The sequence below is a fragment of the Oxalobacteraceae bacterium OTU3CINTB1 genome (assembly GCA_024123955.1).
Taxonomy (GTDB): domain Bacteria; phylum Pseudomonadota; class Gammaproteobacteria; order Burkholderiales; family Burkholderiaceae_D; genus Rugamonas.
Genome location: CP099652.1, coordinates 6,503,627 through 6,528,526 on the forward strand (window position 1 = coordinate 6,503,627; position 24,900 = coordinate 6,528,526).

General features: G+C 62.9%; 25 protein-coding genes. 9 read left to right on the forward strand and 16 right to left on the reverse strand.

Translation table 11 applies throughout. The features are described 5' to 3' along the window. Window positions 1-48: 48 nt before the first annotated feature. Genes NHH73_28350 through NHH73_28360 form a run of 3 tightly spaced genes read left to right on the forward strand, consistent with a single transcriptional unit; the run spans window position 49 to window position 1,519 of the window. On the forward strand, window positions 49-801 hold the full coding sequence (locus tag NHH73_28350; protein USX26423.1) for a hypothetical protein: 753 nt from the start codon (window positions 49-51) through the stop codon (window positions 799-801). Between the two features lie 6 nt (window positions 802-807). Beyond that, the gene (locus NHH73_28355) at window positions 808-1,377 is read left to right on the forward strand and encodes a hypothetical protein (protein USX26424.1); all 570 of its coding nucleotides are present in this window, start codon (window positions 808-810) and stop codon (window positions 1,375-1,377) included. Window positions 1,378-1,381: 4 nt separating this feature from the next. Then, window positions 1,382-1,519, forward strand: coding sequence for a hypothetical protein (locus NHH73_28360; protein ID USX26425.1), 138 nt, complete (start codon window positions 1,382-1,384; stop codon window positions 1,517-1,519). Here NHH73_28360 and NHH73_28365 read toward each other — a convergent pair. After that, on the reverse strand, window positions 1,507-3,084 hold the full coding sequence (locus NHH73_28365) for a Fic family protein (GenBank protein ID USX26426.1): 1,578 nt from the start codon (window positions 3,082-3,084) through the stop codon (window positions 1,507-1,509). The genes NHH73_28360 and NHH73_28365 overlap by 13 nt on opposite strands. Before the next feature lie 188 nt (window positions 3,085-3,272). Here NHH73_28365 and NHH73_28370 point away from each other — a divergent pair, with 188 nt between their 5' ends. Together NHH73_28370 and NHH73_28375 are read left to right on the forward strand one after the other, a co-directional pair. Next, the gene (locus NHH73_28370) at window positions 3,273-3,599 is read left to right on the forward strand and encodes a metalloregulator ArsR/SmtB family transcription factor (GenBank protein ID USX26427.1); all 327 of its coding nucleotides are present in this window, start codon (window positions 3,273-3,275) and stop codon (window positions 3,597-3,599) included. Continuing rightward, complete coding sequence (locus NHH73_28375; protein ID USX26428.1) at window positions 3,596-4,645, forward strand: cation diffusion facilitator family transporter; 1,050 nt, start codon at window positions 3,596-3,598, stop codon at window positions 4,643-4,645. Before NHH73_28370 ends, NHH73_28375 begins: the two co-directional genes overlap by 4 nt. On the opposite strand, the gene cysK is transcribed toward NHH73_28375, so the two are convergent. From cysK to tcdA, 3 genes are all read right to left on the reverse strand, one after another. Next, window positions 4,642-5,574: a cysteine synthase A gene (gene cysK, locus NHH73_28380; protein ID USX26429.1), complete on the reverse strand. Its 933-nt coding sequence runs from the start codon at window positions 5,572-5,574 to the stop codon at window positions 4,642-4,644. The genes NHH73_28375 and cysK overlap by 4 nt on opposite strands. A 66-nt stretch (window positions 5,575-5,640) precedes the next feature. Then, window positions 5,641-6,174 carry an FKBP-type peptidyl-prolyl cis-trans isomerase gene (locus tag NHH73_28385; protein ID USX29736.1) on the reverse strand — a complete coding sequence of 178 codons (534 nt, stop codon included), beginning with the start codon at window positions 6,172-6,174 and terminating at the stop codon, window positions 5,641-5,643. A 118-nt stretch (window positions 6,175-6,292) separates the two neighbouring features. After that, entirely contained in the window at window positions 6,293-7,165 is an 873-nt protein-coding gene (gene tcdA / locus NHH73_28390) for a tRNA cyclic N6-threonylcarbamoyladenosine(37) synthase TcdA (protein ID USX26430.1), read from the reverse strand. A gap of 73 nt (window positions 7,166-7,238) precedes the next feature. On the opposite strand from tcdA, the gene pdxH reads away from it, so the two are divergent. The 4 genes from pdxH (at window position 7,239) to NHH73_28410 (ending at window position 11,799) form a co-directional block, all read left to right on the forward strand. Then, window positions 7,239-8,486 (forward strand): pyridoxamine 5'-phosphate oxidase, encoded by a 1,248-nt coding sequence (pdxH, locus tag NHH73_28395; protein ID USX26431.1) that lies wholly within the window; start codon window positions 7,239-7,241, stop codon window positions 8,484-8,486. A gap of 96 nt (window positions 8,487-8,582) precedes the next feature. Beyond that, window positions 8,583-9,854, forward strand: coding sequence for a cyclopropane-fatty-acyl-phospholipid synthase family protein (locus NHH73_28400; GenBank protein ID USX29737.1), 1,272 nt, complete (start codon window positions 8,583-8,585; stop codon window positions 9,852-9,854). 168 nt (window positions 9,855-10,022) lie between these two features. Next, window positions 10,023-10,526, forward strand: a complete 504-nt coding sequence (locus tag NHH73_28405) for a flavin reductase family protein (protein ID USX26432.1) — start codon at window positions 10,023-10,025, stop codon at window positions 10,524-10,526. Between the two features lie 88 nt (window positions 10,527-10,614). Next, the gene (locus NHH73_28410) at window positions 10,615-11,799 is read left to right on the forward strand and encodes an acyl-CoA dehydrogenase (protein ID USX26433.1); all 1,185 of its coding nucleotides are present in this window, start codon (window positions 10,615-10,617) and stop codon (window positions 11,797-11,799) included. Window positions 11,800-11,871: 72 nt separating this feature from the next. On the opposite strand, the gene NHH73_28415 is transcribed toward NHH73_28410, so the two are convergent. From NHH73_28415 to NHH73_28470, 12 genes are all read right to left on the reverse strand, one after another. After that, window positions 11,872-12,570: an outer membrane beta-barrel protein gene (locus tag NHH73_28415; GenBank protein ID USX26434.1), complete on the reverse strand. Its 699-nt coding sequence runs from the start codon at window positions 12,568-12,570 to the stop codon at window positions 11,872-11,874. A 72-nt stretch (window positions 12,571-12,642) separates the two neighbouring features. Next, window positions 12,643-14,022 (reverse strand): esterase, encoded by a 1,380-nt coding sequence (locus tag NHH73_28420; GenBank protein ID USX26435.1) that lies wholly within the window; start codon window positions 14,020-14,022, stop codon window positions 12,643-12,645. A gap of 184 nt (window positions 14,023-14,206) precedes the next feature. After that, window positions 14,207-15,724 (reverse strand): prolyl oligopeptidase family serine peptidase, encoded by a 1,518-nt coding sequence (locus NHH73_28425; GenBank protein USX26436.1) that lies wholly within the window; start codon window positions 15,722-15,724, stop codon window positions 14,207-14,209. A gap of 110 nt (window positions 15,725-15,834) precedes the next feature. Continuing rightward, window positions 15,835-16,905: an L-threonylcarbamoyladenylate synthase gene (locus NHH73_28430; protein USX26437.1), complete on the reverse strand. Its 1,071-nt coding sequence runs from the start codon at window positions 16,903-16,905 to the stop codon at window positions 15,835-15,837. Beyond that, window positions 16,902-18,095 (reverse strand): 5-(carboxyamino)imidazole ribonucleotide synthase, encoded by a 1,194-nt coding sequence (locus NHH73_28435; GenBank protein USX26438.1) that lies wholly within the window; start codon window positions 18,093-18,095, stop codon window positions 16,902-16,904. The genes NHH73_28430 and NHH73_28435 overlap by 4 nt, the downstream gene beginning before the upstream one ends. Before the next feature lie 16 nt (window positions 18,096-18,111). Then, entirely contained in the window at window positions 18,112-18,618 is a 507-nt protein-coding gene (gene purE, locus NHH73_28440) for a 5-(carboxyamino)imidazole ribonucleotide mutase (protein ID USX26439.1), read from the reverse strand. A gap of 1 nt (window position 18,619) precedes the next feature. Further along, the gene (locus NHH73_28445; protein ID USX26440.1) at window positions 18,620-19,513 is read right to left on the reverse strand and encodes a phosphoribosylaminoimidazolesuccinocarboxamide synthase; all 894 of its coding nucleotides are present in this window, start codon (window positions 19,511-19,513) and stop codon (window positions 18,620-18,622) included. A gap of 107 nt (window positions 19,514-19,620) precedes the next feature. After that, entirely contained in the window at window positions 19,621-20,685 is a 1,065-nt protein-coding gene (fba, locus tag NHH73_28450; protein USX26441.1) for a fructose-bisphosphate aldolase class II, read from the reverse strand. 77 nt (window positions 20,686-20,762) lie between these two features. Further along, window positions 20,763-22,208 (reverse strand): pyruvate kinase, encoded by a 1,446-nt coding sequence (gene pyk / locus NHH73_28455; GenBank protein ID USX26442.1) that lies wholly within the window; start codon window positions 22,206-22,208, stop codon window positions 20,763-20,765. Window positions 22,209-22,471: 263 nt separating this feature from the next. After that, window positions 22,472-23,677 (reverse strand): phosphoglycerate kinase, encoded by a 1,206-nt coding sequence (locus NHH73_28460; protein USX29738.1) that lies wholly within the window; start codon window positions 23,675-23,677, stop codon window positions 22,472-22,474. A 76-nt stretch (window positions 23,678-23,753) separates the two neighbouring features. Then, window positions 23,754-24,113 (reverse strand): AzlD domain-containing protein, encoded by a 360-nt coding sequence (locus NHH73_28465; protein ID USX26443.1) that lies wholly within the window; start codon window positions 24,111-24,113, stop codon window positions 23,754-23,756. Continuing rightward, complete coding sequence (locus NHH73_28470) at window positions 24,106-24,870, reverse strand: AzlC family ABC transporter permease (protein ID USX26444.1); 765 nt, start codon at window positions 24,868-24,870, stop codon at window positions 24,106-24,108. Before NHH73_28470 ends, NHH73_28465 begins: the two co-directional genes overlap by 8 nt. Window positions 24,871-24,900 lie beyond the last annotated feature (30 nt).

Genomic DNA, 24,900 nt, shown 5'->3' on the forward strand with positions numbered 1-24,900 from the left:
TCGAGCGCGATGGTGCGCCTATTCCATGCAGATTCAGGGGTGATTTCGATGCAAAACACGGTACATTTTATTCTCCAGGGTAAAGGCGGCATCGGCAAGACGCTGGTGTCGACCATCCTTGCGCAGTGGCTCGCCAGCAAGGACGCCGCCGGCGACCTGGAAGCGCAGCGCCAGCCGCTGCGCTGCTACGACACCGACCAGGAGAACGCCACGTTTTCGCGCTACAAGGCGATGGAGGTCAAGCACGTGCCGGTGATGACCGACAGCCGCACCATCGATCCGAAACGCTTCGACGCGCTGATGATCGACATCCTCGAAGAGGAAGGCAACTGCGTCATCGACAACGGCGCCAACACCTTCTCGCCGCTGATGGGCTATTTGCTTGAAAACGATTGCTTCGCTTTATTGGAAGAATCAGGCCGCAAGGTCTACATCCACACCATCGTCGGCGGCGGCGACACCTTGCACGACACGGCGATGGGCTTCGTCTCGACCGCCAAGGCCACCAAGGTGCCACTGGTGCTGTGGGAAAACGAACACTTCGGGCTGCTGCAATCGGCATCCGGCAAGCAGTTCACCGAATCGCAAACCTACGCCGACAACTCGTCGCGCGTGCGCGGGCGCATCGTGCTGTCGGCCCGCAACGCCGACACCTTCGGCGCCGACATCAAGAAGATGAACACGGCGCGCCTGACCGCCAACGAGGTACGCGAAAGCGACAAGTTCAACGTCATGGAAAAGCAGCGCATCAAGGTGGTGTTCCGCGACTTGTTCGAGCAGCTCGACAAGGTCGAGTGGTAAGCGGCCATGGATCAACAAAAGCTGCGGAGTCTGGTATTTGAAAAAACCGGCGTCAAGATCGACATCGACGACCCGATTTTTGCGCTGGTGGCGCTGAACGAGGCGGTGCTGGAGGAAGCGGTCGGGCGGCATATCGCGGCCATCGACGCGGCCTCGCTTGAGCTCACGCAGCATGCGCGGCTGGCGGGCGGGCTGCCGGCGGAGTCGGCGCGCAAAACGGCGGCGCCGGACGCAACCGACGAGGGCCCGGCGCCCTCCCCGTCAGCCGCCAATGCCGGCTACGTGCCGACGCCACCCGGTCCGGTGCGACCGATCGCCACGCAGTCGCCCGCGATCACGCCGCGCGAGTTGCGGTTGCTGGGGGCGGCCGCCGGTATCGCCATACTCAGTGCGCTGATCGTTGTTGGCGCGCAGGCGGTGTTTTCCAAACCCGCGCCGGCGCCGGTGATCGAGCAGGCCAAGCAGCTGACGCCGGAGCAGACGCTGGCCTTGCGCAATGCTGAAAAACTGAGCAAAGCGATCGAGAAGCTCGATCCGAAGCTGCGCAACCAGTTGCAAGCGGAGTTGCAGAAATAGCGGTTTGGAGAGCGATTCCGGCGCCGCAGAAAAACACAACTTTCCCATCTTCGTGCGCCTGAAAGAGCGCGTCGGGAACATCTGGACCAAGATTGGCAAACTGCACGCGGTGCTCACCTTCCCGGAAGTTTACTTAGAATGACCAGGTGAATCAGCTTTATCCTCATCGTCTATGACTTCAAGGTAGTCGGGATCTAGCACTGCTCGAACGGCGTCGATGATGGACTCTGCAAGTCGAGGATCCTCCAACATTGGAAACGCCTTTCGTAACTTGTTTGAGAGCATCCAGCCATTGTCCCGTATGGAGCGGATTATTTGGTCGATATCACTGTTAGGTCCCTCGAGATAGTCTTTTACATTATGTCTGGCACGTTCGATATCGCGCAGGTAGCTAGCCTCCTTACTCATCTCCACTTCGATGGTCATCCGGACGACGCGGCCAAGGAAGTCCGCCTGTTGTGTGAGATCGGGATAACGCCAAGTTGGTAAGGCATCTTCGTATGCGTCGAAGGTAAAATCACTTTCGATCCCATCGTCATAAGTGTTCCGCGTACCGAAATCACACTGCCTGTGGTACTTAAGCATCAGTGGTTTGGAGAGCACTTCAAGGGCGCGATCATAACCAATGCGCTCGCGTGAGTTGTCAGTGATCGTCGCAGAAATAGGAATGATGAATGGCGCTGGCACTGCCCCATCACGACGTAGCACATCATTTACCAGGAACCTTGAGATGCGTCCGTTCCCGTCCGACATTGGATGGATATAGACAAAACCAAATGAGGCAATTGCCGCCCTTAAAATGGACGGCATTCCTTTTGTTCGACGCATTGTGGTGCGTAAGCCATCGAGCATCTGTTCCGTTTGATGCCAGTGCGGTGCAATGTAATCGACGACATTTGTGAAGCCCGCTGTGTGGCCGACGATTACGGGCGATTTGCGCAATCCATATCGCGTTGCCATCCCAAGGATGTCAGCCTGAAGCTGGCCTAGCGAATCCAGCGTTAGTGGATCTCCGTCCTGACCGCACCGACGGTCCATGACAGCCGCAAACCTCTTTATTCGATCGACGTGGCGATCTTCGTGTTCGATCTTGAAGCTTGCTCGACTTTCCTTTATGGACAACCAAACCACACTACGCATCAGAATATCGGCGCCAAACTCACGTTCAAGCTTTGCAAGCTCCCCGTCGCAATCATAGGTTTCCCATTGTTTGATCGCCTCGGTACGGTGGATAATTGGGCAGAACTCGCGCGTTCCAGGCATGTTGTCCCTCACGCGCCAGCGAGGGACATTGGCTGACCGGCTTGCAACGAGATGGGTGCCTGAGTCAAGGGCGTCAACATAGTTTCCGCCCAAGCCCTCCGGCACGTTAAGCTGTAGATTAGTGAGCCATTCATATAGGAATCCGGCGCGGCGAGCGTACGCGCCCGTCGGCTCGTCTGAAAGCCATGCTTCGAGCTCACTTGCGTCGAGTACGTCAAACAAGCGCGAGAAGAATTCCAAATTAACGACCTCGTGTTTGAGCGCAAACGTGAGTTCTGTGCGTAAGCTAGGTCTGGCATCAACTTTAACGTATGTTTCTTCGCGCGTGCCGTCACTTTCCACCGTTCGGCGAGTGTTGCCTAATTTGCTGACGACAGCAAAAGCTTGAACCGGTTCAAGCTGAAATTTTTCAGCCAGCCATTTTTGCCCCAAGTACTGTGTCATTTTCGATTAACCCGCGTAAGTAACGATTACATTTTAGCCCCCTGCCAAAAAAATGATTAGAAAATTGAGATGCAGGAAATGTATATAACTTTCAGCGGATGAAAAAGTCCTGAGCACGCAAATTATTCGTGCTAACATATGAATAGCTGTTCACATGAAGAGTTATACAAAATACACGAGCTAAATCTATGAGCTGTCAACACGACTACGCCGGCGTCGATCCCGCCATCGCCCAACTCGCCGATCTGTTCCACCTGCTGGGCGATCCGACCCGCTTGCGCATTGTGCTCGCCTGCGTGGCGGCGCCGATCGCCGTCAGCGACATCGCCACCTCCCTTGAACTGAGCAGCTCCCTCGTCAGCCACCACTTGCGCTTGCTGCGCGCGGCGCGCATCGTGAAGTCGGAGCGGCAAGGCAAACAAGTTTTCTACTCCGCCGCCGATGCGCATATCAGCGACGTCCTGAACGATATGCTGGAACATATCGCCGAACCTGCCAACGGGAACGAAGCATGAGCAAGCACCACGACCATCACGACCACGATCACGACCATGAGCACCACGATCATGATCACGGGCATGGCCACAGCCACGCGCCCGCCAAGCCGGCCGCGAAAGCACACGCCCACGATCATGGCCATGGACACGATCACGCGCACGGCCACGGCCATCACCACCACGGCGATCCCAACACCATGGGCCGCGCCTTCGCCATCGCCATCGTGCTCAACCTGGGTTTTGTCGGCGTCGAATTCTTCTACGGTTTCCTGGCCAACTCCACCGCGCTGATGGCCGACGCCGGCCACAACCTGTCCGACGTGCTGGGCCTGATGCTGGCCTGGGGCGCGGCCATCCTGGCCAAGCGCCTGCCAAACCAGCGCTATACGTACGGCCTGCGCAGCACGTCGATGCTGGCGGCGCTGTTCAACGCGATGCTGCTGATGGTCGCCTGCGGCGGCATCGCCTTCGAGGCGGTGCAGCAACTGGCCCATCCCGAGCCGGTGGGCGGCTTTACGGTGTCGGTGGTGGCCGGCATCGGTATTCTGATCAACGGCTTCTCGGCGTGGCTGTTCATGTCCGGCAGCAAGGACGACATCAATATCCGTGGCGCCTACCTGCACATGGCCGCCGACGCGGCGATCTCGCTGGGCGTGCTGGTGGCCGGCCTGATCGTCCGCTATTCGGGCTGGAACTGGGTCGATCCGGCGGTCAGCATGGTGATCGTGGCGATTATCGTCTACAGCACCTGGTCGCTGCTCAAGCAGTCGCTGCGCATGATGCTGGCGGCGGTGCCGGACAACGTGGATCGCGGCGAGATCGAGCAGTTCTTGCGCGACCGTCCCGGTGTGACCGAGGTGCACGACCTGCACATCTGGGCGATGAGCACCACCGAGACGGCGCTGACCGCGCAGCTGGTCACGCCGGCCGGGTATCCAGGCGACGTGGCGGTCGACGACATTACCCGGCAGCTGCGCGAGGATTTCTCAATCCAGCACAGCACCTTGCAGGTGCGGCTCGGCACCACGGTGCACGAGTGTTGCCTGCAGGAGCCGGCGCACTAATCAGCGTATTGGGCGTATAGGGCGGTGCTCAGGTAGCGCTCACCGAACGACGGGATGATCGTGACGATCATCTTGCCGGCGCTTTCCGGCCGGCGCGCCACTTGCAGCGCGGCCCACAGCGCCGCGCCCGACGATATCCCCACCAGCAAGCCTTCCTGGCTGGCCGCCAGCCGCGCGGTCTCGAAGGCATTGTCGTTGCTGACGCCAATAATCTCGTCGTACACCCGCGTATTGAGCACGGCCGGCACGAAGCCGGCGCCGATGCCCTGCAGCGGGTGCGCTCCCTTGACACCCTTGGCCAGCACCGGCGAGGCTTCCGGCTCGACCGCGATGCAGCGGAACGCCGGCTTGCGCGCCTTGATCACTTCGCCCACGCCGGTGATGGTGCCGCCGGTGCCGACGCCAGCCACCAAAATATCCGCGCGGCCGTCGGTGTCGTCCCAGATTTCCTCGGCCGTCGTGCGGCGGTGCACATCCGGATTGGCGGGATTGTTGAATTGCTGCGGCATCAGGTAGCGGCGGTCGCTCTCGGCCAGCGCCTCGGCGCGGTGGATGGCGCCGAGCATGCCTTCGCTGCCCGGCGTCAGGATCAACTCGGCGCCATAGGCGCGCAGCAGCATGCGGCGCTCGCGGCTCATGGTGTCCGGCATGACGAGCGTGCAGCGGTAGCCGCGCGCGGCGCAAACCATCGCCAGCGCGATGCCGGTGTTGCCGCTGGTCGGTTCGAGGATGATGGTGTCGGGATGGATCTGGCCAGCCGCTTCGGCCGCTTCGATCATGGACAGGCCGATGCGGTCTTTCACGCTGTGGGCGGGGTTGCAGTATTCCAGCTTGACCAGTACTTCAGCGTTGAGGCCCTTGGTCAATCGATGCAGCCGCACCAGCGGGGTGTGGCCGATCAGTTCAGTTACGTCGTTGGCAATTTTCATGGAAAAAACCTCCGCGCGATGGGGAGTAGCCAGTCTACTCCTGCCACGCGGACAACGACGTATTGTTTACTTCACATCCATCAGTTCGACGTCGAAGATCAGCGCCGAATTCGGCGGGATGCCGCTGCCCGGCGACGGGCGCGAGCCGTAGGCCAGCTCGGACGGAATGATCAGGGTGCGCTTGCCGCCGACCTTCATGCCCTGGATGCCCTGGTCCCAGCCTTTGATGACGCGGCCGGCGCCGAGCACGAAGTCGAGCGGTTCGCCGCGCGAGATCGACGAGTCGAATTGTTTGCCGTGCATGTTTTTCGCCAGCGGACGATACAGCCAGCCGGTGTAGTGCATGTAGACGGTGGCGCCGGTACTGGCTTCCTTGCCGGTGCCGACCTTGGTGTCGGTGATGATCAGCTGCTCGGCGGCCGGACCCGGCGTGGCCGAACCGACGACCATCGGCGGCGGTGGCGGCGCGACGGCGGGCGTGGCGGTGGTGGTCGGCGCGGCCGGCGCTGGCTGGGCGGTAGGGGCTGCCGGGGCTGCGGGTGCGGCAGGCGCGGCGGGAGTCTGGGCCTGGGCCACGGAGGCCGCCAGCGCGCACAGCATTGCTACTAAAACGGAACTACGCGTCATGTTTTTTCTTTCAATGAGTTTCTGTGGACGGCACGGCGGCCGGGCCAGCGCGCACAATGATAGCAAACCTGCCTGGCGCACCGGATAAAATCTACGCCGTCTCGTCAGCCGCCACCGCAGGTACCGGCGCCGGCGCCGCCTGCGCGCCATTGGCCAGCTGCCGCAGCACGTGGCCGGCGGCGACCATGCCGAAGGTGGCCGTGACCACCATCGCCGAGCCGAAGCCGGCGCAGTTCAAGCCAGTCACGCCGCCGGCGCGGTCGTCGCCGTCGACCGCGCACACCTCTCCCGTTTCGGGAAACTTGAGCGGTTCCATCGAGAACACCGCGTCCACGTGGAACTTGGTTTTCTCGCCGCGCGGATAGCCGTACTGGCTGCGCAAGACCTTGCGCACTTTTTTGAGCAGCGGTTCCTGCTCGGTGCGGGCCAGGTCGCGCACGGCGATCTGAGTCGGATCGGTCTGGCCGCCGGCGCTGCCGATGATGACCAGCGGCAGCGCGTGCTGGCGGCAATACGCGATCATCGCCGCCTTGGCCTTGACGCTGTCGATGGCGTCGACCACGTAGTCGAACTTGCCGGTGCCGAGCATCTCGTCGAGATTGTCGGCGCTGACGAAATCCTCGATCTGGTTGACCACGCAATACGGATTGATCTGCGCGATGCGCTCGGCCAGCGCGCTGATCTTGGCCTGGCCGACAGTGCCGGTCAGCGCCTGGATCTGGCGGTTGATATTCGACTCGGCGACGTTGTCGAGGTCGATGAGGGTCAGTTGGCCGATGGCGCTGCGGGCCAGCGCCTCGACGATCCACGAGCCGACGCCGCCGACGCCGACCACGCACACGTGGGCGCCCCGGAAGCGCGCCAGCGCGCGTTCGCCGTACAATCGGGCGATGCCGCCGAAACGGCGGTCGAAGTCGACGGCGTCCGGGCCTTGGTCGACATTAAGGTCAGAGATACTGTTCATCCCGCCATTTTACCGGACACGGCGACAAGAATTATTCTAGAATGACTTTCCCCCCTAGCCTAAGCCCCACGCCATGAGCAACGCAGAGAATAAACCCCTGTTCGACACCGCCCCCGATTTCAGCCAGCCGATAGCAGTTTTGAAACATTGCCACGACCGTATCCGCAAGCAATTGTTGACGATGCAAAACCTGCTGGCCCACCTGCCCGCCCACGGCGCCGACGCCGAGGCGCAAAAAGCCGCGCAAGCCGTGCTCAAGTATTTCAACAACGCCGCCCACCTGCACCACGACGACGAAGAGCAAAACCTGATGCCGATGTTGCAGGCCACCGCGCGCGACGCCGACGCCGCGCTGCTCGACGAATTGGTGCCGGGCATCCTGGCCGACCACCAGGCCATGGACAAGGACTGGGAAATCGTCCGCGCGCAGCTGGAAAAAATCGCCGCCGGCGACAGCGCCGAGCTGTCGACGCCTGACGTGGAGCGCTTCTGCGACGCCTACGCCGCCCACATGGCCAAGGAGGAAGCCAACATCGCGCCGATGGCCAAGCGCCTGTTCAGCCCGGAGCAGATGGCGCAACTGGGCAGCGCGATGCAATTGCGGCGCGGTATCACGCCCGACCTGCCGCAAAGCCAGGTGCCGGAGCAGCAACAGGTGGCCGTGGCCAAGGCCGTGGCAGACGGCGTGGTGCTGGCCGATCTGCGCCTCGACTATGGCCGCGCCAGCCTGACGAAAGCGGACGTGCTTGACGACCCGATCGCCCAGTTCGGCAAATGGTTCGACGAGGCGCTGCACGCCAAGGTCAACGAACCGAACGCGATGAGCGTGGCCACGGTGGGCGCCGACGGCAAGCCAACCTCGCGCATTGTTTTGATCAAGCAATTCGATCCGCGCGGCTTCACCTGGTACACCAATTACGACAGCCAGAAGGGGCAGCAATTGCGCGACAACCCGCACGCGGCGCTGCTATTCTTTTGGAACGAACTCGAGCGCCAAGTGCGCATTGAAGGCAAGGTCGTCAAAACTTCGGCCGAGGAAAGCGATCAATACTTCCATAGCCGGCCGGTGAAAAGCCAGATCGCCGCGATCGCCTCGCGGCAGAGCGCGCCCATCGCCAGCCGGGAACAGATGGAAGCCAATTACGATGCCTCGGCCGCGATCAGCGGCGAGCATCCGGTGCGGCCGGAACACTGGGGCGGTTACCGCCTGGAACCGGTGCGCATCGAATTCTGGCAGGGGCGCCGCTCGCGCTTCCACGACCGGATCGTGTATGTGAAACAGGCAGATGGCAGCTGGATCAAGGAGCGCTTGCAGCCGTAACCGCGGCGCGCGAACGCGATCCGATTCGGAAATCCAGACCATCGCTTGCGGTGGTCTTTTTTATTTCTGGACGGGAGGTGCATCGTGTTAGCACAAGTGTTCGTACAAAACCGCTTCAGCGCCTGGATCGCCGGCATCCGGCGACAGATCGCGCTACCGCTGCGGATTGAATTATGGAACGGCCAATGCGTCGACTTTTCCAGCGAGGCGCCGCGCGTGACGATACGCCTGCCCAATGTAGCGGCCGCGCGCTACCTGCTCAAGCCGTCGCTGGCCAACCTCGGCACGGCCTATGTGGAAGGGGCGATCGAGGTCAAGGGGGCGGCGCGCGACATGATCGCCGTCGTCAACGCGCTGGCGCGCACCACGCTCAAGCCGGAGCGCAAGTTCTCGCGCCCGGCGCGCGGCATGAAGCACGACAGGCACAAGGACGCCGAGGCGATCCGCTATCACTACGACGTCTCCAACGACTTCTACGCGCAATTCCTCGATCCGGACATGGTCTATTCCTGCGCCTACTTCGAGGACGGCGACGAGGACCTGGCCGCCGCCCAGCTCAAGAAGATCGACCACATCCTGCGCAAGATCGCGCTGGAGCCGCAGCACACCTTGCTCGACATCGGCTGCGGCTGGGGCGCCCTGGTGATCCGCGCCGCGCAGCAATACGGGGTGCGCTGCATCGGCGTCACCTTGTCGGAAAACCAGTGCGCGCTGGCCCGGCAGCGCGTGCGGCTGGCCGGGCTCGAGCACCTGGTGGAGATCCGGCTGCAGGACTACCGCGACGTGCGCGGCCAATTCGACCGCATCACCAGCGTCGGCATGTTCGAGCATGTCGGCCTGCGGCATTTGCCGGAATACTTCGCCGCCATCGAACGGCTGCTGGCGCCGGACGGGTTGGTGATGAATCACGGCATCACCTCCACCGACGCGGACAACGGCCAGACGCCCTACGGCGGCGGCGAGTTCATCGACAAGTACGTATTCCCGCATGGCGAACTGGCGCACGTCGGCAGCGTACTCAAGGCGATGCAGCAAGGCGGCCTGGAAGCCTACGACGTGGAAAACCTGCGGCGGCACTACGCGCGCACCTGCGCCATCTGGACCGACAATTTCGAAGCGCACGCCGAGCGCCTGCGCGCGCTCGCCGGCGACAAGCGCTACCGCATCTGGCACGTCTACCTGGCCGGTTGCAGCTACGCCTTCGAGCAGGATTGGATCAGCCTGTATCAAATCGTCGGCCACAAGGCGGGGCAGCGCAGCGGCACCCTGCCGTGGTCGCGCCGGCACATGTACCCGCCGCAAAAGCAACTCCAGGGTCAGGTCCACCAATGCTACACGGGCCCGAGCGTACCGGACCTCGACGGTTGAGATCGTGTAGAAATGGTGGACCTGACCCCGGGCTACGAAGCCGCATGCGATGGCCCCCTGTAAGGCAATCGCGCGCCGTCCGCAGCTCGTTTACCGCCGCCCCGAGGGACGCAATCCGACGCCGCCACAAATCTTTGGCATAATGGCTAAAAGAACCCAGGCCGACCCATGCACACCATTTCCCCCCGCGCTGAAGAACGCGCTTTCGACACCGCCCATTTCCGCCAGGCCCTGGGCCAGTTCGCCACCGGCGTGACCGTGATCACCACCCGGCTGGCCGACGGCACGTTTCGTGGCCTGACGGCCAGTTCCTTCAACTCGGTGTCGCTCGATCCGCCGCTGGTGCTATGGAGCCTGTCGAACGGCGCCAACAGCATGCCCATTTTCACCGGTAACTCCCACTATGTCATCAACGTGCTCAGCGCCGGCCAGGCCCACCTGGCCAAGTTGTTTGCCACGCGCGGCAGCAATCCGTGGGACAGCGTCGAGTACGACCTGTCGCGCACCGGCCATCCCATCCTCAAGGGTGGCTCGGCCTGGTTCGAATGCCACAACCGCAGCCGCTACCCCGAGGGCGACCACGTCATTTTCGTCGGCGAGGTCGAGTTGTGCGAATTTACGCCGGCGCCGCCGCTGATCTTCCACGGCGGCCAGTTCGGCAGCCTGGGCTAAAAACGGAAATTGGTGTCGCCATTTGAAAAGCCGGGGTCTGCGGCGCGGCATAGAATGCTGGCAGCATTCACCATAATGAGAGACCACCATGAGCCAAGCCCGCGCCCAATTCCACTGGGATGACCCCTTGTTGCTGGATCAGCAACTGACCGACGACGAGCGCATGGTGCGCGACGCCGCCGCAGCCTATTGCCAGGACAAGCTGGCTCCGCGCATCCTGGAGGCCTTCCGCCACGAGAAGATGGACACCTCGATCTTCCGCGAAATGGGCGAACTGGGCCTGCTGGGCCCGACCATTCCCGACCAGTACGGCGGCCCCGGCCTGAACTACGTCTCCTACGGCCTGATCGCGCGCGAAGTCGAGCGCGTCGATTCCGGCTACCGTTCGATGATGAGCGTGCAATCGTCGCTGGTGATGGTGCCGATCTTCGAATTCGGCACCGAGGCGCAGCGCCAGAAATACCTGCCGAAACTGGCCACCGGCGAGTGGATCGGCTGCTTCGGCCTGACCGAGCCGAACCACGGTTCCGATCCCGGCTCGATGATCACCCGCGCCAAGAAGGTGCCGGGAGGCTATGCGCTGACCGGCGCCAAGATGTGGATCACCAATTCCCCGGTGGCCGACGTGTTCGTGGTCTGGGCCAAGGACGACGAAGGCGCGATCCGCGGCTTCGTGCTGGAAAAAGGCATGGCCGGCCTGAGCGCGCCTGCCATCCACGGCAAGTTCGGCCTGCGCGCCTCGCTGACCGGCGAGATCGTCATGGATAACGTGTTCTGCCCGGAAGAGAACGCCTTCCCGGACGTGCGCGGTTTGAAGGGTCCGTTCACCTGCCTGAACTCGGCACGCTACGGCATCGCCTGGGGCGCGCTGGGCGCGGCCGAGGCGTGCTGGCACATCGCCCGCCAGTACGTACTGGACCGCTCGCAGTTTGGCCGTCCGCTGGCCGCCAACCAGCTGGTGCAAAAGAAACTGGCCGACATGCAGACCGAAATCACCTTGGGCCTGCAGGGCTGTCTGCAACTGGGCCGCATGAAGGACGCCGGCACGGCGGCGGTGGAAATCACCTCGATGATGAAGCGCAATTCCTGCGGCAAGTCGCTGGACATCGCCCGGGTGGCGCGCGATATGCTCGGCGGTAACGGCATCTCGGACGAGTTCGGCGTTATCCGCCACATGGTCAACCTGGAGGTGGTCAACACCTACGAGGGCACGCACGACATCCACGCCCTGATCCTGGGCCGCGCGCAGACCGGCATCCAGGCTTTCCAGTAAGCCGCCGCAAGACGAAAAAAAACCGCTGCAGAACATCGCAGCGGTTTTTTTTATCCAGCCCAAGCGCAATAATCAGAAATTGAAGCCCTTGAAGTTGTAGCCGACGCTGACGCTCACCGCCAGCGGATCGAGGCGGATGTCCTGGGTCTGGCCGGTCGAGAAATGCACCTTGGTCTTGAGCTTGGTCTTGATGACGGTCGCATCGACAAACCACTGCTCGTTGATCTTGACGGTGCCGCCGATCTGGTAGCTGGCCGCCCATTTGTCGTCGACCTTGAAGGTGGCGCCCGGGCCGCCGGTGTTCAGGATCGCCGTCAGCTGGCCCGAACCGCGTTCCTTCTGGAAGTGCGCGTAGGTGATGCCCAGGCCGACATACGGACGGAACATCGCGTTGGCCGGCAGGAAGCGGTACTGGATGAAGGCCGTCGGCGGCAGCACTTCCGACGTGCCCAGCTTGCCCGTGCCCTCGATCGATCCCGCGCCGACCAGGTCGTGCTTGTACGGCAGGCCCAGATCGACTTCAGCCGAAATATTATCGGTGACCATATACGCGAACGCCACGCGCGGCTTGGTGTCCGGATCGATGTCGGCCTTGGTGCCCGGCAGCGCCGGCGCCGACACGTCGCCGGATTTGACCTTCGGCGTGATCTTGTTGATACCGGCGGTGACCAGCCAGGTGCCGGTGGTCTGTTGCGCCGACGCGGCCGTGGCCACCGACATCGCGGCGGCCAGCGCCAGCAGTTTTACGGTGGTGTTGAAACCCTTGTTCATATCGTCTCCTGTTTTTTTATGGTGTTGTCCGGGGAGCACCGCCGAAAGCGGCGCTCCCCTGCGACGACAGAATTACAGCCAGCCCTTGGTCACCAGGCTTCTGGACACGAAACGGGCCAGCAGCAGGTTGTTGAACGGGGTTGGGTGGACTTCGTCGGCGAACGAGTAGTGGCTGACATCGCCCGATTTGAGGTTGCCGCCGTTGCACACCAGCGAAGTGCCCAGCGGGTTCTTGGCGGCGCTCAGGTCGCAAGCCGGTTCGGCCACGTTGGTCAGGCCGTACGGGCCGGGATTGGTGGCCTGGTCGTGGCTGACGGCGAACACGTCGACAATCACCACCTTCGATTCGGCCGACAGGCCGGCGGTCAGCGCGTTGTTAAAGGCGCTCACCATGGCGTTGATCAGCGCCTGGGTGGCGGCCGACTGGCCACGGCCCGACGGCGTGGTGGCCACGTCCGGCAGGTTGTTCACCGTCACGAAGTTGGCGCCGTTGGCGAGGATCTGCGTCTTGACCAGGTTGGCCAGTTCGGTGCCGGCGGTCGCCAGCGCGGCGACCAGTTCCGGGCCCTTGGCGGCGGCGTAGTCCAGTCCGGCCTTGTTGCCGGCGGCGGTGGCGTCGGCGGTGGCCTTGGCGACCATCGGACCGTAGACGGCCTGCCCACCGACCGCCGAATTGCCCGGCTGGACGGCGGCCGCGCCGATGGCGATCTGGGTGATGCTGGCCTGGGTGCTGCCGGCGCGCGCCGCTTCCGTCTGCGCGGCAAAGGCGATCGCCTGCGCAGCGGTCTGCGGATTGGTCGCGCCCGCCGCCAGCTGTGGCACCAGGCTCTGCAAGTATGCGGGACCACCGGCGGCGGTGCCGGCGGCGGTGGCGCCGGCGCTCAGCGCGGCCAACTGGAACAGCACATCGTTACCGCCGGCCATGACGAAGACCATCTCGTCGCCCTTGAACTTGCCGCCGACCGCCTTCAGGTGGTTGGCCACCTGGGTGACGACGGGAACCGTCAACGCGCCCAGCGCGCTGCCGGTCAACTTGTTGCCCGGTCCGACGGGGTTGGTGACGCGGGAGCCGCCCTGGGCGTAGCCGTAGCAGCCGGCGTGCGCGACCTGCGGCACCGAGAAGCCCTTGGTGGCGTCGCCGTCGAGGCCGGTAAGCGCGGCGCATGGCGCCGGCAGACCCAGCTGGGCGGCGACCAGTTCGGTCCAGTTTTTGCCGGTCAGGGTGGAGGCGATGGCCGTATTGTCGCCATTGATGGTGAATTTGCCGCCCTTGAGCGCAGCCACGGTACCGACGGCATACGAACCCACGTCGGACAGGCTATCGCCGAACGACACTTGCGCGCTGTACTTGTTTTTGATGGTCTGATCACCCGGCTTCGGGTCGGCGCTGCCGCCGCAACCCGCGAGGACGGCCAGAGTCATTGCAGCGAGTGCAAATTTGGTGTTGCGCATGTTGTCTCCTGTAAATATTCTTTTATGATTTGACACGAACGAACGTGCTATTCGTAGCCCGACTAATATGCCAGCGTTCGCGTGGCTTGTATAGGAAAACACCCGACAAACGCAATAGTTGTGAGCAAAAAAGAACAGTTGCTCGGCTATTCCGTTGCAAGTTTAATTTTCCTCAAAGGCCAAGTTAGCGGTTTGGGGCAGAATCGAAGAACGCGCGCGCCTCGCGCAGGCAAAACGGCGCGACAAGGCCGGCATGATAACTATCCTTCACCGACTTGTTGGCGAAGCGCAGCGCCTCCTTGGCGGCGGCGAATTGCAACCGCGTGCTCAAGTAAGGCGCCGCCAGCGACGTCTCCTCCAGATCGAGTCCGGTTACGGCCGCCGCTCCCCGGGCAGCGAAGTAGGCCCCGGCCGCCTTCGTATTGGTAAAGGACACCACCGGATCGTCATTGCCGCCGCACAGGAACAACGGGACGGCGGGCGTATAGGTGCGCAGATCGTTTTTCAACAGCCAGCGGCGCAACGGCTGGGCCGGCGCGCAATCGAGCGGGTTGGCCACGCTGGCGTTGCACGCGTTGGCCTTCAAATCGGCCAGGTAGGCGTTGCGGTAACTCGTCCGTATCAAATGGTCGGCGCCGAAGAAGGAGGCGTAGCCGCTCGCCTGCGGCAACGAATCCTGCGCGAACAGCACATCGTCGGGCAGCTTGCCGGCGGCCACCAGATCGCCGAAGCCGCGCGTGCCCGGCAGCAGCGTATCGATGCCGGTGGCGTACCTGGCTTCGTAGATATCGGCTGTTGCCGCATAGAGCGCGGCGCCGGCGCGCTGGCCGGCATTGATCACCAGCGGCAGGAAGCCGGTCGCGCCCACCGTCGGCGCGCCGCTGAAAATGGTATCTCCCGTCAGCAGCAGCGCATACGGACCGGACAGCGGCGCGGCGGCGGTGACGGCGAACTCGCCCGCGTAACCGGTCTGCATCGCGCGCTGCGTGGCCATTGCGACATAGCCGCCCTGCGAATAGCCGGTCAACATCAGCCGGCTGGAGGCGGCAACCTTCATCGATCCGAAGGCGGCGCGGGCGGCGCGCAACGCGTCGACCATATCGCTCGACTGCTGGGCGGCGTCGAGGTAGGCGTGGTAGCCCAGTGACGAACCCGCATATCCCGCGTAGTTCGGCGCCACCACGATGTAGCCCTGGGCGGCGAACAAGGCGGCGATCGTCAGCGGCTCGCTGGCCGACAGGTCGGCCATATCGGTGCCTTTTTTCACGGAGGTGCCGTGCGCATACAAGAGGACGGGCCGGCCGCCCTGGCAGGCCGCATCCTTGCCGGACGGGACCATGACGGCGGTGCTGGCATCGGTGTCGGCCGCCATCGCGTCGACGGTATGGTATTTGAGTGTATAGGTGGTGACCGCGCACACGGGCGTGCTGGTGACATTGGTTCCCAGCACCACGGACGCATCGACCAACAACTTCAGCTCGCCCGGTTCCAAGGTATTGGCGGGACCACCGCCGGCCAAGGTGGCCGGCACCAGGGTCGCGCCGCCGATCAACATGCCGCGCGGCGGCGGCGCCGGTTGCAAGACGGGCGGCTGTACCACCACCGCGCCGCTGCTCTGGCCGTTGGATCCACCGCCACCGCCGCCACCGCATGATGCCAGCACCAGCGGCAAGCACATCACCCTCCATCCAGCCCAGCGCATACGAGCTCCAATGCAAGACGGCCGGGCGAGCTTTTCGGCCGGCAACAATTCATCTTAGCACTGGATTTCGGAAATTTCACTCAAACCAGGCGAATCGAACGCCCAAAAACCTATTGCAACAGGGAGTCGATGACGCCGGCGGAGCCGAACACCGAGCGGCGCAGGCGGTCGTTGACGCCCAGCCATTGCGCATCCTGCGGCGGGGTTTCGACCAGGATCAGATCGGAACCGGTCTGGTCCATGTCCCGCAGGGCGGCGTAGAGGCCGTAAGCGTACCCGGCCGGGTCGGCGGGCAGCATTTGCTGGCTGACGGCCAGCTTTGGCTGTGCGTGGCTGATGATGGCGACCTCGATGCCCTTGGCCTGCAACTGCGCCAGTTTAACGGTCAGGGTGGCGCCGTCGAGCATCGTGACCGGCGTGCGTGGGGCGTAGTGCGATTCCAGCGTGCCGGAGGCGCGCGGCGCGGCCTGGTCCGGCGCTGCCGGCAATTGGCCGATGACGCCGGCGATTTGCTCGGCGCTGATATGGCCGGGACGCAGCAGCACCGGGCCGTGCGTCGCCAGCCGCGACAGGTCGACGATGGTCGACTCGATGCCGACCTGGCTGGGGCCGCCCTCCAGCACGGTATTCAATAATGCGGCCGAACAGGCGTCATCGCCCGTGATCGGGCCTTCATCCTCGTCGTCCAGCGCGAACTCGTCGCGTACGTGCTGGGCCGTGGTCGGGCTGACGTTGCCGAACTTGTTGGCCGATGGCGCCGCCACCCCGCCCTTGCCGCCATTGAAGGCGCTCAGTAAGGCGATCGCGACCGGATGCGACGGGCAGCGGATGCCGACCGTGTCCTGCCCGCCAGAGACGGCGTCGGGAATGTGGCCGGCACGTTTCAAAATCAGGGTCAGCGGTCCCGGCCAGAAGGCGGCGACGAGTTGCCGCGCTTCGTCGGGGATGTCGGTGACCCAATAGTCCAGGTCGGCGCCGGGCGCCACGTGCACGATCACCGGGTGGTCGTTGGGGCGGCCCTTGGCTTGATAGATGCGGGCGACGGCGGCGGGATTTTCGGCGTCGGCGCCGAGGCCGTAGACGGTCTCGGTCGGGAAGGCGACCAGGCCACCCTCCTCCAATACGGCGGCCGCGGCCGCGATGTCGGCGGCGTCGGCTACCGCGTGATGCTGTTTCTTCACGGCGCGATACCCAGGATGGCGCACGCGGCGTTCAGCTGGCGCTGCGCCTCGTCCAAGGTCGGCGCAACGATGGTCAGGTGGCCCATCTTGCGGGCGCGGCGCGGGTCGTCCTTGCCGTACAGATGCAGGCAGGCGCCCGGCAAGGCCAGGATGCGGTCCCAGGCCGGTTCGCGCACGGTCTCGCTGTCGCCTTCGAACCAGACATCGCCGAGAATGTTGAGCATGACGGCCGGCGAATGCTGGCGCACGTCGCCCAGCGGCAAGCGCGCCATCGCGCGAACCTGCTGCGCGAACTGGCTGGTGACGCAGGCGTCCATCGTGTAGTGCCCGCTGTTGTGCGGACGCGGCGCCATTTCGTTGACCACCAGGCTACCGTCGGTCAGCACGAAGAATTCGATGCACAACACGCCAACATAGCCGAGCTCGGCCACAATCGCTTGCGCTGCCTGTTGCGCGACCTTGGCGCTGGCGTCGGAAACATTGGGGCCCGGCACGGTGGTGGTGAAGAGGATGCCGTCGCGGTGCACGTTCTCGGCGATTGGATAAACCACCGACGCGCCATCGGCGCCGCGCGCGGTCAGCACCGACACCTCATAGGCCAGCGGCAGCATTTTTTCCAGCAGGCAGGTAACCTTGTCCATGCTCTCGAACGCGGCGCGCACGTCCTCGCGCGACTTCACGCGGACCTGGCCCTTGCCGTCGTAACCCATGCGCACGGTCTTGAGGATGCCCGGCAGCAGATCGTCGGCGATATCGTCGATATCCTGCTGCGATGCGATCACTTTGTGCGGCGCCGGCAGCACGCCCGAGCGCGGCGCGCAATCGACGAAGAATTTCTTCTCGGCGATGCGGTCCTGCGCCACCGACACGCCATGCGCGTTGGGGGCGACGAATACGCGCTCGGCCAACCGCGACAGGCTGTCTGCGGGCACGTTCTCGAACTCGGTGGTGACGGCCAGGCATTGCTCGGCCAGCGCGTCCAGTCCGGCGGCATCGCTGTAGCCGGCGTTGACCAGGCGCTGGGCGACCTGGCCTGCGGGACATTCATCGGCAGGCTCCAGCACTGCGACCTGATAACCCATGCTCTGGGCGGCCTGGGCGAACATGCGGCCCAGTTGACCGCCGCCCATCACGCCCAGCCACGCCGGTGGATTGGCGGCGGGCAGAAGTGGAGAAAAATCTTTACTCATCGATGTATTTCAAACGTTATTCAAACGGCAGCGTCATGGCCTTGGCGGCGTCGGTCTGCGTCACGCGGAAGGCTTCCAGCTTGTCGGCCAGCGCGTCGTCGTTGGCGGCGATCATGGCCACAGCCGTCAGTGCGGCATTGGCGGCGCCCGCCTCTCCGATGGCGAAGGTCGACACCGGCACACCCTTCGGCATCTGCACGATGGACAACAGCGAATCCTCGCCGCGCAAATACTTCGACGGCACCGGCACGCCCAGCACGGGCACAATGGTCATCGCCGCGACCATGCCCGGCAGGTGGGCCGCACCGCCCGCGCCGGCGATAATGGCGCGCAAGCCGCGAGCACGGGCGCTCTTGGCGTACGCATACATTTCGTCGGGCATGCGGTGCGCCGAAATCACTTGCGCCTCGAACGGCACGCCGAACTGCTTGAGGATGGCGACCGCGTTTTGCATCACGTCCCAGTCCGAGGACGAGCCCATGATGACGCCGACCAGCGGCTTGGAGTTGTTAGCGTCCGCCATCTCAGGCCTTCAGCTTCTGGCCGGTCAGGCGCTCGATCGCTTCAAAGTACTTGGCCTGGGTCTTGTCGATGACGTCGGCCGGCAGCGCAGGCGCCGGTGCAGTCTTGCCCCAGTCCAGGGTTTCCAGGTAGTCGCGCACGAATTGCTTGTCGAACGACGGCGGCGACATGTCCGGCGCGTACGAATCGGCTGGCCAGAAGCGCGACGAGTCGGCGGTCAGCACTTCGTCCATCAGATGCATGACGCCGTTTTCGTCGAGGCCGAATTCGAACTTGGTGTCGGCGATGATGATGCCGCGCGTGGCAGCGTAGTCGGCGGCTGCCGTGTACAACTTGATGCTGATATCGCGCATTTTGGCGGCCAGTTCGGCGCCGATGCGGCTTTCCATGTCGGCAAAGCTGATGTTCTCGTCGTGCTCGCCCAGATCGGCTTTCGCGGCCGGGGTGAACAGCGGCTCAGGCAATTTCTCCGCCTGGCGCAGGCCGGCCGGCAATTCGATGCCGCAGATGCTGCCCGTCGCCTGGTAATCCTTCCAGCCCGAACCGATGATGTAACCGCGCACCACCGCCTCGACCATGATCGGCTTCAGGCGCTTGGCGACCACGGCGCGGCCTTTTACCTGCTCCACCTCATCGGCGGCCACCACGGACTCTGGCGCGACGCCGGTCAGGTGGTTCGGCACGATGTGGCCCAGTTTCTCGAACCAGAAATCGCTCATCTGGTTCAACACCATGCCCTTGCCGGGAATCGGCTCGTTCATGACAACGTCGAAGGCGGACAGACGGTCGGTGGTGACGATCAGGATCTTGTCATCGCCGACGGCGTAATTGTCGCGGACTTTGCCATGGCCGAGCAGTGGCAGGGATTTGATGGAGGATTGGTAAAGGCTGTTCATAGCGGAGAATGTATTAACCAAACGTAGAAAAAGCGAAAACCGGCGACAAGGAAACCTTGCCAGCCGGTCAAGAGATTCGGGCAACCATCGCCCGTCCAACCCGAATTTTACTTCACAATCTGTTGCAGCTCGCCGGCCTTGTAACGCTCGGCCATTTTTTCCAGCGTAACCTGCTTGATTTTCGATGCTTGACCGGCACAGCCGAACTGCTCGAAACGGGCGCGAACGATTTGTTCGGCGGCCAGGCGGGCAGGCTTCAGGTAGTCGCGCGGATCGAATTTCGACGGGTTCTGGAACATGAACTGACGGATCGCGGCGGTCATCGCCAGGCGGATGTCGGTGTCGATGTTGATCTTGCGAACGCCGTGACGGATGCCTTCCTGAATTTCTTCAACCGGCACGCCATAGGTTTCCTTCATGTCGCCGCCGAATTCGCGGATGATGGCCAGCAGTTCCTGCGGCACCGACGACGAACCGTGCATCACCAGGTGGGTGTTCGGAATGCGCGCGTGGATTTCCTTGATGCGGTCGATCGCCAGGATGTCGCCGGTCGGCTTGCGGGTGAACTTGTAGGCGCCATGGGAAGTACCAATAGCAATCGCCAGCGCGTCGCACTGGGTTTGCTTGACGAAGTCGGCGGCCTGGTTCACGTCGGTCAGCAGCTGCTCGCGGGTCATGGTGCCGTCGGCGCCGTGGCCGTCTTCCTTGTCGCCCTTCATGGTTTCCAGCGAACCCAGAACGCCCAGCTCGGCTTCCACGGTGACGCCAATGGCGTGCGAGAACTTGACCACTTCGCGCGACACTTCAACGTTGTACTCGTACGATGCGACCGATTTGCCGTCCGCTTCCAGCGAGCCGTCCATCATCACCGACGAGAAGCCGGAGCGGATCGCGGCCATGCAGATCGCCGGCGATTGGCCGTGATCCTGGTGCATAACGACCGGAATGTGTGGATAGGCTTCAATCGCGGCGTCGATCAGATGACGCAGGAACGCTTCGCCGGCATATTTGCGGGCGCCGGCGGATGCTTGCATGATGACCGGGCTGTCGAGCGCGTCGGCGGCGGCCATGATGGCTTGCACTTGTTCCAGATTGTTGACGTTGAAAGCAGGAATGCCATAGCCGTTTTCAGCGGCGTGGTCCAGCAGTTGACGCATGGATACGAGGGACATGATGTGTACTCCAAACAATAAAAAAACTTGGTTGCCGGAGCATTGCGCCCCCGTTCCGCGGGGGCGCGCTATCGGACTTACTTAATACCTACTTTGACGATCTTGAGCGCGTTGGTGCCGCCGGCCTGGCCCATCTGGCCGCCCCACGTCACGACGATCATATCGCCCTTCTTGACGATGCCGTTCTGCACCAGCAAGTCTTCGGCAGCCTGCAGCACGGCGGCGCTATCGCCAGCCTGCGCCAGATTGTATGCCTTCACGTTGCGGTACAGCGCCGCTTTGCGCTGGGTCGTCACGCTCGGCGTCAACGCGTAGATCGGCGTGTCGATGTTGTGACGGCTCATCCACAGCGCGGTCGAACCGGACTCGGTCAGCGCGATGATCGCCTTGACCGCCAGGTGGTGCGCGGTGAACAGCGCGCCGTACGCGATCGACTGGTCGATGCGGGTGAAGGTCACATTCAGGAAGTCGGCGTCGAGCTTGTTGTACTCGGACTGCTCGGCTTCCACGCAAATGGCGGCCATCATTTCCACGGTCTCGATCGGGTAGCGGCCCGAGGCCGTTTCCGCCGAGGTCATCACCGCGTCGGTACCGTCCAGCACGGCGTTGGCCACGTCGGACACTTCGGCGCGGGTCGGCACGGCATTGAAGATCATCGACTCCATCATCTGGGTCGCGGTGATCGCCAGCTTGTTCGACTCGCGCGCCATCTTGATCATGCGCTTTTGCAACGCCGGCACCGCCGCGTTGCCCACTTCCACCGCCAGGTCGCCGCGGGCGACCATGATGCCGTCGGAGGCGTCGAGGATCTCCTGCAGCACAGGGATCGCTTCGGCGCGCTCGATCTTGGCGATCATCATTGGCTTATGGTTGAATGGCTCGCCGGCGATATTCGCCAGCGTGCGCGCCATTTCCATGTCGGTTGCGCTTTTCGGGAACGAGATCGCCAGGTAATCGCACTGGAAACTCATTGCCGTCTTGATGTCTTCCATGTCCTTGGCGGTCAGCGCCGGCGCGGTCAGGCCACCACCCTGGCGGTTAATGCCCTTGTTATTGGACAGCTCGCCACCGATTTTCACGGTGGTGAAGATTTCATGGCCGACGATCTTGTCGACCACCAGCACGATCAAGCCATCGTTCAGCAGCAGCTTGTCGTCGGCGCGCAAATCCTGCGGCAGCGCCTTGTAATCCAGACCGACGCGTTCCTGGTTGCCCAGTTCGCCGTTTTCGCCCCATTTGGCGTCGAGGATGAACTTGTCGCCATTGGTCAGATCGATCTTACCATTTTCAAATTTGCCCACGCGGATCTTAGGACCCTGCATGTCCGCCATGATCGCCACTTCGCGCCCGCATTCGGCGGCCGCCTCGCGCACCAGCTTGGCGCGGTCGATATGGTCCTGCGCCTTGCCGTGCGAGAAATTCAAACGCACGACATCCACCCCGGCACGTATCATTTTTACCAGAACGTTGAAGTCTGTAGAGGCCGGGCCGATCGTTGCGACAATTTTGGTACTACGGGACATAGGATTCCTTAGCGTTGGGTCATGCGGAAAGCCCCCGCGACAGCGGCGGGAACCAGGAAAAAACCAGGAAAGCTGCACTGTAAGCTCGTGTCGAGCTGGGTGTCGCCCGGTTCGAAGTAGGCAAAGTGGCTATCAATGTAGCCAAACTACAAATCTTTGTAGCAAACTTTCACAAACCGGGCTTTTTTCAGCGATTACTCGAATTTTACTGGCAATTTGCTACACCGCACGACCGTGCTTTTTACGTCACATCACGTCTAAAGTTATTGCGCCGCAGCACGCTGCGTCAGGATTTCCACCGCCGGCAAGGTCTTGCCTTCCAGGAATTCCAGGAAAGCGCCGCCGCCCGTCGAGATATAACCGATCTGCTCGGTGATACCGTATTTGGCGATCGCCGCCAGGGTATCGCCACCGCCGGCGATCGAGAACGCCTTGGAATTGGCGATGGCCAGCGCCAGCGTCTTGGTGCCTTCGCCGAACTGGTCGAACTCGAACACGCCGACCGGGCCGTTCCAGACGATGGTGCCGGCGGCGGCGATCTGCGCGGCCAGTGTCGCGGCGGTTTTAGGACCGATATCCAGGATCATGTCGTCGTCGGCGACGTCGGCCACGTCCTTGACGGTGGCGACGGCCGTTGGCGAGAATTCCTTGGCGCACACAACATCGACCGGGATCGGCACTTGCGCGCCGCGCTTGGCCATGATGTCGATGATGGCCTTGGCCTCTTCCACCAGTTCGTTCTCGACCAGCGATTTACCGATGTTCAGGCCGACGGCCTTCATGAAGGTGTTGGCGATGCCGCCGCCGACGATCAGGTTGTCGACCTTGTCGGCCAGCGCCTTCAGGATCGACAGCTTGGACGATACCTTGGAACCGGCGACGATCGCCAACAACGGACGGGCCGGGGCGCCCAGCGCTTTGCCCAACGCGTCCAGCTCGGCAGCCAGCAGCGGACCTGCCGACGCGACCGGCGCAAATTTGGCGATGCCGTGGGTCGACGCCTCGGCGCGGTGGGCGGTGCCGAAAGCGTCGTTGACGTAGATATCGCATAACTTGGCCATTTTTTGCGCCAGCTCGTCGTTGTTCTTCTTCTCACCCTTGTTGACGCGGACGTTTTCCAGCAGCACAACCTGGCCCGCTTGCAGGTTTTCCAGACCGGCGCCATCGACCCAGTTCTGTTTCAGCTCGACCGGCTGGCCCAGCAACTCGGACAGGCGCGCAGCGACCGGCGCCAGGCTGTCTTCCGGCTTGAACTCGCCCTCGGTCGGACGGCCCAGGTGGGACGTCACCATCACTTTGCCGCCGGCGGCCACGGCCGCCTTGATGGCGGGAACGGAGGCGCGGATGCGCGTATCTTCGGTGATATTGCCCGCATCATCCTGCGGCACGTTCAAGTCGGCACGGATGAAGACGCGCTTGCCTTGCAGCGCATTCTGGGCGATGAGATCTTGCAGACGGATGAAGTTCAAAACAGCGGACATGGCGACCCAAGGGTGAGTTGAAAGAAGAGCGCTATTTTACCGCAAGCGCAGCCGTGTTTTATTGTTATTGAAATACAGGAACAAGGGTGGGCAAGAAGGAGGGAAGCACCCGCAGTGCCGTAAAGAAAGCCATGCCGAAAATGATCGTTTCCAGCATATTGCGCCGCAGCAAATAATACCCCGTAGCGACGATGCCGGCGATTAATTTTAGATTGCTCACATCAAGGACGACGTGGCCGTCCGGGGCCAGCAGCAGATCCGGGAAGATAATCGCCGCCAGTGCGCAGGCCGGGGCATAGCGCAGCATTTCCTGCACCCGTTTGGGGATGGTGATGTGCTGGCCGATCAGCCAAAACGAGCTGCGCGTGGCGGCGGTGGCCAGCGCCAGCACACCGATGACGACCCAAATTTCCCAATCAGCCATTTTTGTTCTCCGAGCGGTTGCGCCACTTTTCGGCTCCCTCTTCCACCGCCATTGCGGTCAACATGCCGACCAGCACCGCCAGCAATAGGCCCAATTTATAAGGCAGCCCCGCCGCGACCACGGACACGCCGCCAGCGACGAGCACGCCGCACAGCGCCGGCCGCCCGACCATCAAAGGAATCATCACGCAAATAATGGCCAAGGTGCCGGCAAAACCCAGCCCCCACTCCGGCGGCACAGTGCTGCCGAGGAAGATGCCGGCGATCGAGCCGACCTGCCATGCGCCCCAGTTCGGGTACATCAGGCCCTTCAAATACGACAACTTGCCGACCTGCGGGGCTTCCGACGGATACTTTTTCAAGAACAGCGCCACCGTGATATCGCCGGAGACATAGCCGAGCAAAAAACGGCGCATCCAGGGAAGATGCGCGAAGTGCGGCGCCAGCAAGGCCGCGAAGATTACGAAGCGGAGATTGACGACGAACGCCGTCAGGAAGATGACCCAGATCGGCGCGCTGGCGGCGATCAGCGGCAGCGCCGCCAGCTGCGCCGAGCCGGCGAACACCAGCAACGTCATGCCCAGCGCCTGCGGCACGGTCAGCCCGGACTTGACCATCGCGATGCCGACCACCAAACCCCAGGCGCCGATGCCGAACAATGTGGGAGTGCCGACCTTCAGGCCTTCCCTCCAGGAAGGCTCATGATGCTCGGCCACATAGCGTGCGGGCGCGGGAGGGGTGCTGCTCGGTTCGGTCATGTGGCTGTAGTGTTGTGTGGCATTCCCGCC

Coding starts and splice junctions, on each gene's coding strand:
- NHH73_28350 (USX26423.1), top strand. CDS start 49: ATGCAAAACACGGTACATTTTATTCTCCAGGGTAAAGGCGGCATCGGC.
- NHH73_28355 (USX26424.1), top strand. CDS start 808: ATGGATCAACAAAAGCTGCGGAGTCTGGTATTTGAAAAAACCGGCGTC.
- NHH73_28365 (USX26426.1), bottom strand. CDS start 3,084: ATGACACAGTACTTGGGGCAAAAATGGCTGGCTGAAAAATTTCAGCTT.
- NHH73_28370 (USX26427.1), top strand. CDS start 3,273: ATGAGCTGTCAACACGACTACGCCGGCGTCGATCCCGCCATCGCCCAA.
- NHH73_28375 (USX26428.1), top strand. CDS start 3,596: ATGAGCAAGCACCACGACCATCACGACCACGATCACGACCATGAGCAC.
- cysK (USX26429.1), bottom strand. CDS start 5,574: ATGAAAATTGCCAACGACGTAACTGAACTGATCGGCCACACCCCGCTG.
- NHH73_28385 (USX29736.1), bottom strand. CDS start 6,174: ATGCTGTGCGCGCTGGCGGCCTCCGTGGCCCAGGCCCAGACTCCCGCC.
- tcdA (USX26430.1), bottom strand. CDS start 7,165: ATGAACAGTATCTCTGACCTTAATGTCGACCAAGGCCCGGACGCCGTC.
- pdxH (USX26431.1), top strand. CDS start 7,239: ATGAGCAACGCAGAGAATAAACCCCTGTTCGACACCGCCCCCGATTTC.
- NHH73_28405 (USX26432.1), top strand. CDS start 10,023: ATGCACACCATTTCCCCCCGCGCTGAAGAACGCGCTTTCGACACCGCC.
- NHH73_28410 (USX26433.1), top strand. CDS start 10,615: ATGAGCCAAGCCCGCGCCCAATTCCACTGGGATGACCCCTTGTTGCTG.
- NHH73_28415 (USX26434.1), bottom strand. CDS start 12,570: ATGAACAAGGGTTTCAACACCACCGTAAAACTGCTGGCGCTGGCCGCC.
- NHH73_28420 (USX26435.1), bottom strand. CDS start 14,022: ATGCGCAACACCAAATTTGCACTCGCTGCAATGACTCTGGCCGTCCTC.
- NHH73_28425 (USX26436.1), bottom strand. CDS start 15,724: ATGCGCTGGGCTGGATGGAGGGTGATGTGCTTGCCGCTGGTGCTGGCA.
- NHH73_28435 (USX26438.1), bottom strand. CDS start 18,095: ATGAGTAAAGATTTTTCTCCACTTCTGCCCGCCGCCAATCCACCGGCG.
- purE (USX26439.1), bottom strand. CDS start 18,618: ATGGCGGACGCTAACAACTCCAAGCCGCTGGTCGGCGTCATCATGGGC.
- NHH73_28445 (USX26440.1), bottom strand. CDS start 19,513: ATGAACAGCCTTTACCAATCCTCCATCAAATCCCTGCCACTGCTCGGC.
- fba (USX26441.1), bottom strand. CDS start 20,685: ATGTCCCTCGTATCCATGCGTCAACTGCTGGACCACGCCGCTGAAAAC.
- pyk (USX26442.1), bottom strand. CDS start 22,208: ATGTCCCGTAGTACCAAAATTGTCGCAACGATCGGCCCGGCCTCTACA.
- NHH73_28465 (USX26443.1), bottom strand. CDS start 24,113: ATGGCTGATTGGGAAATTTGGGTCGTCATCGGTGTGCTGGCGCTGGCC.
- NHH73_28470 (USX26444.1), bottom strand. CDS start 24,870: ATGACCGAACCGAGCAGCACCCCTCCCGCGCCCGCACGCTATGTGGCC.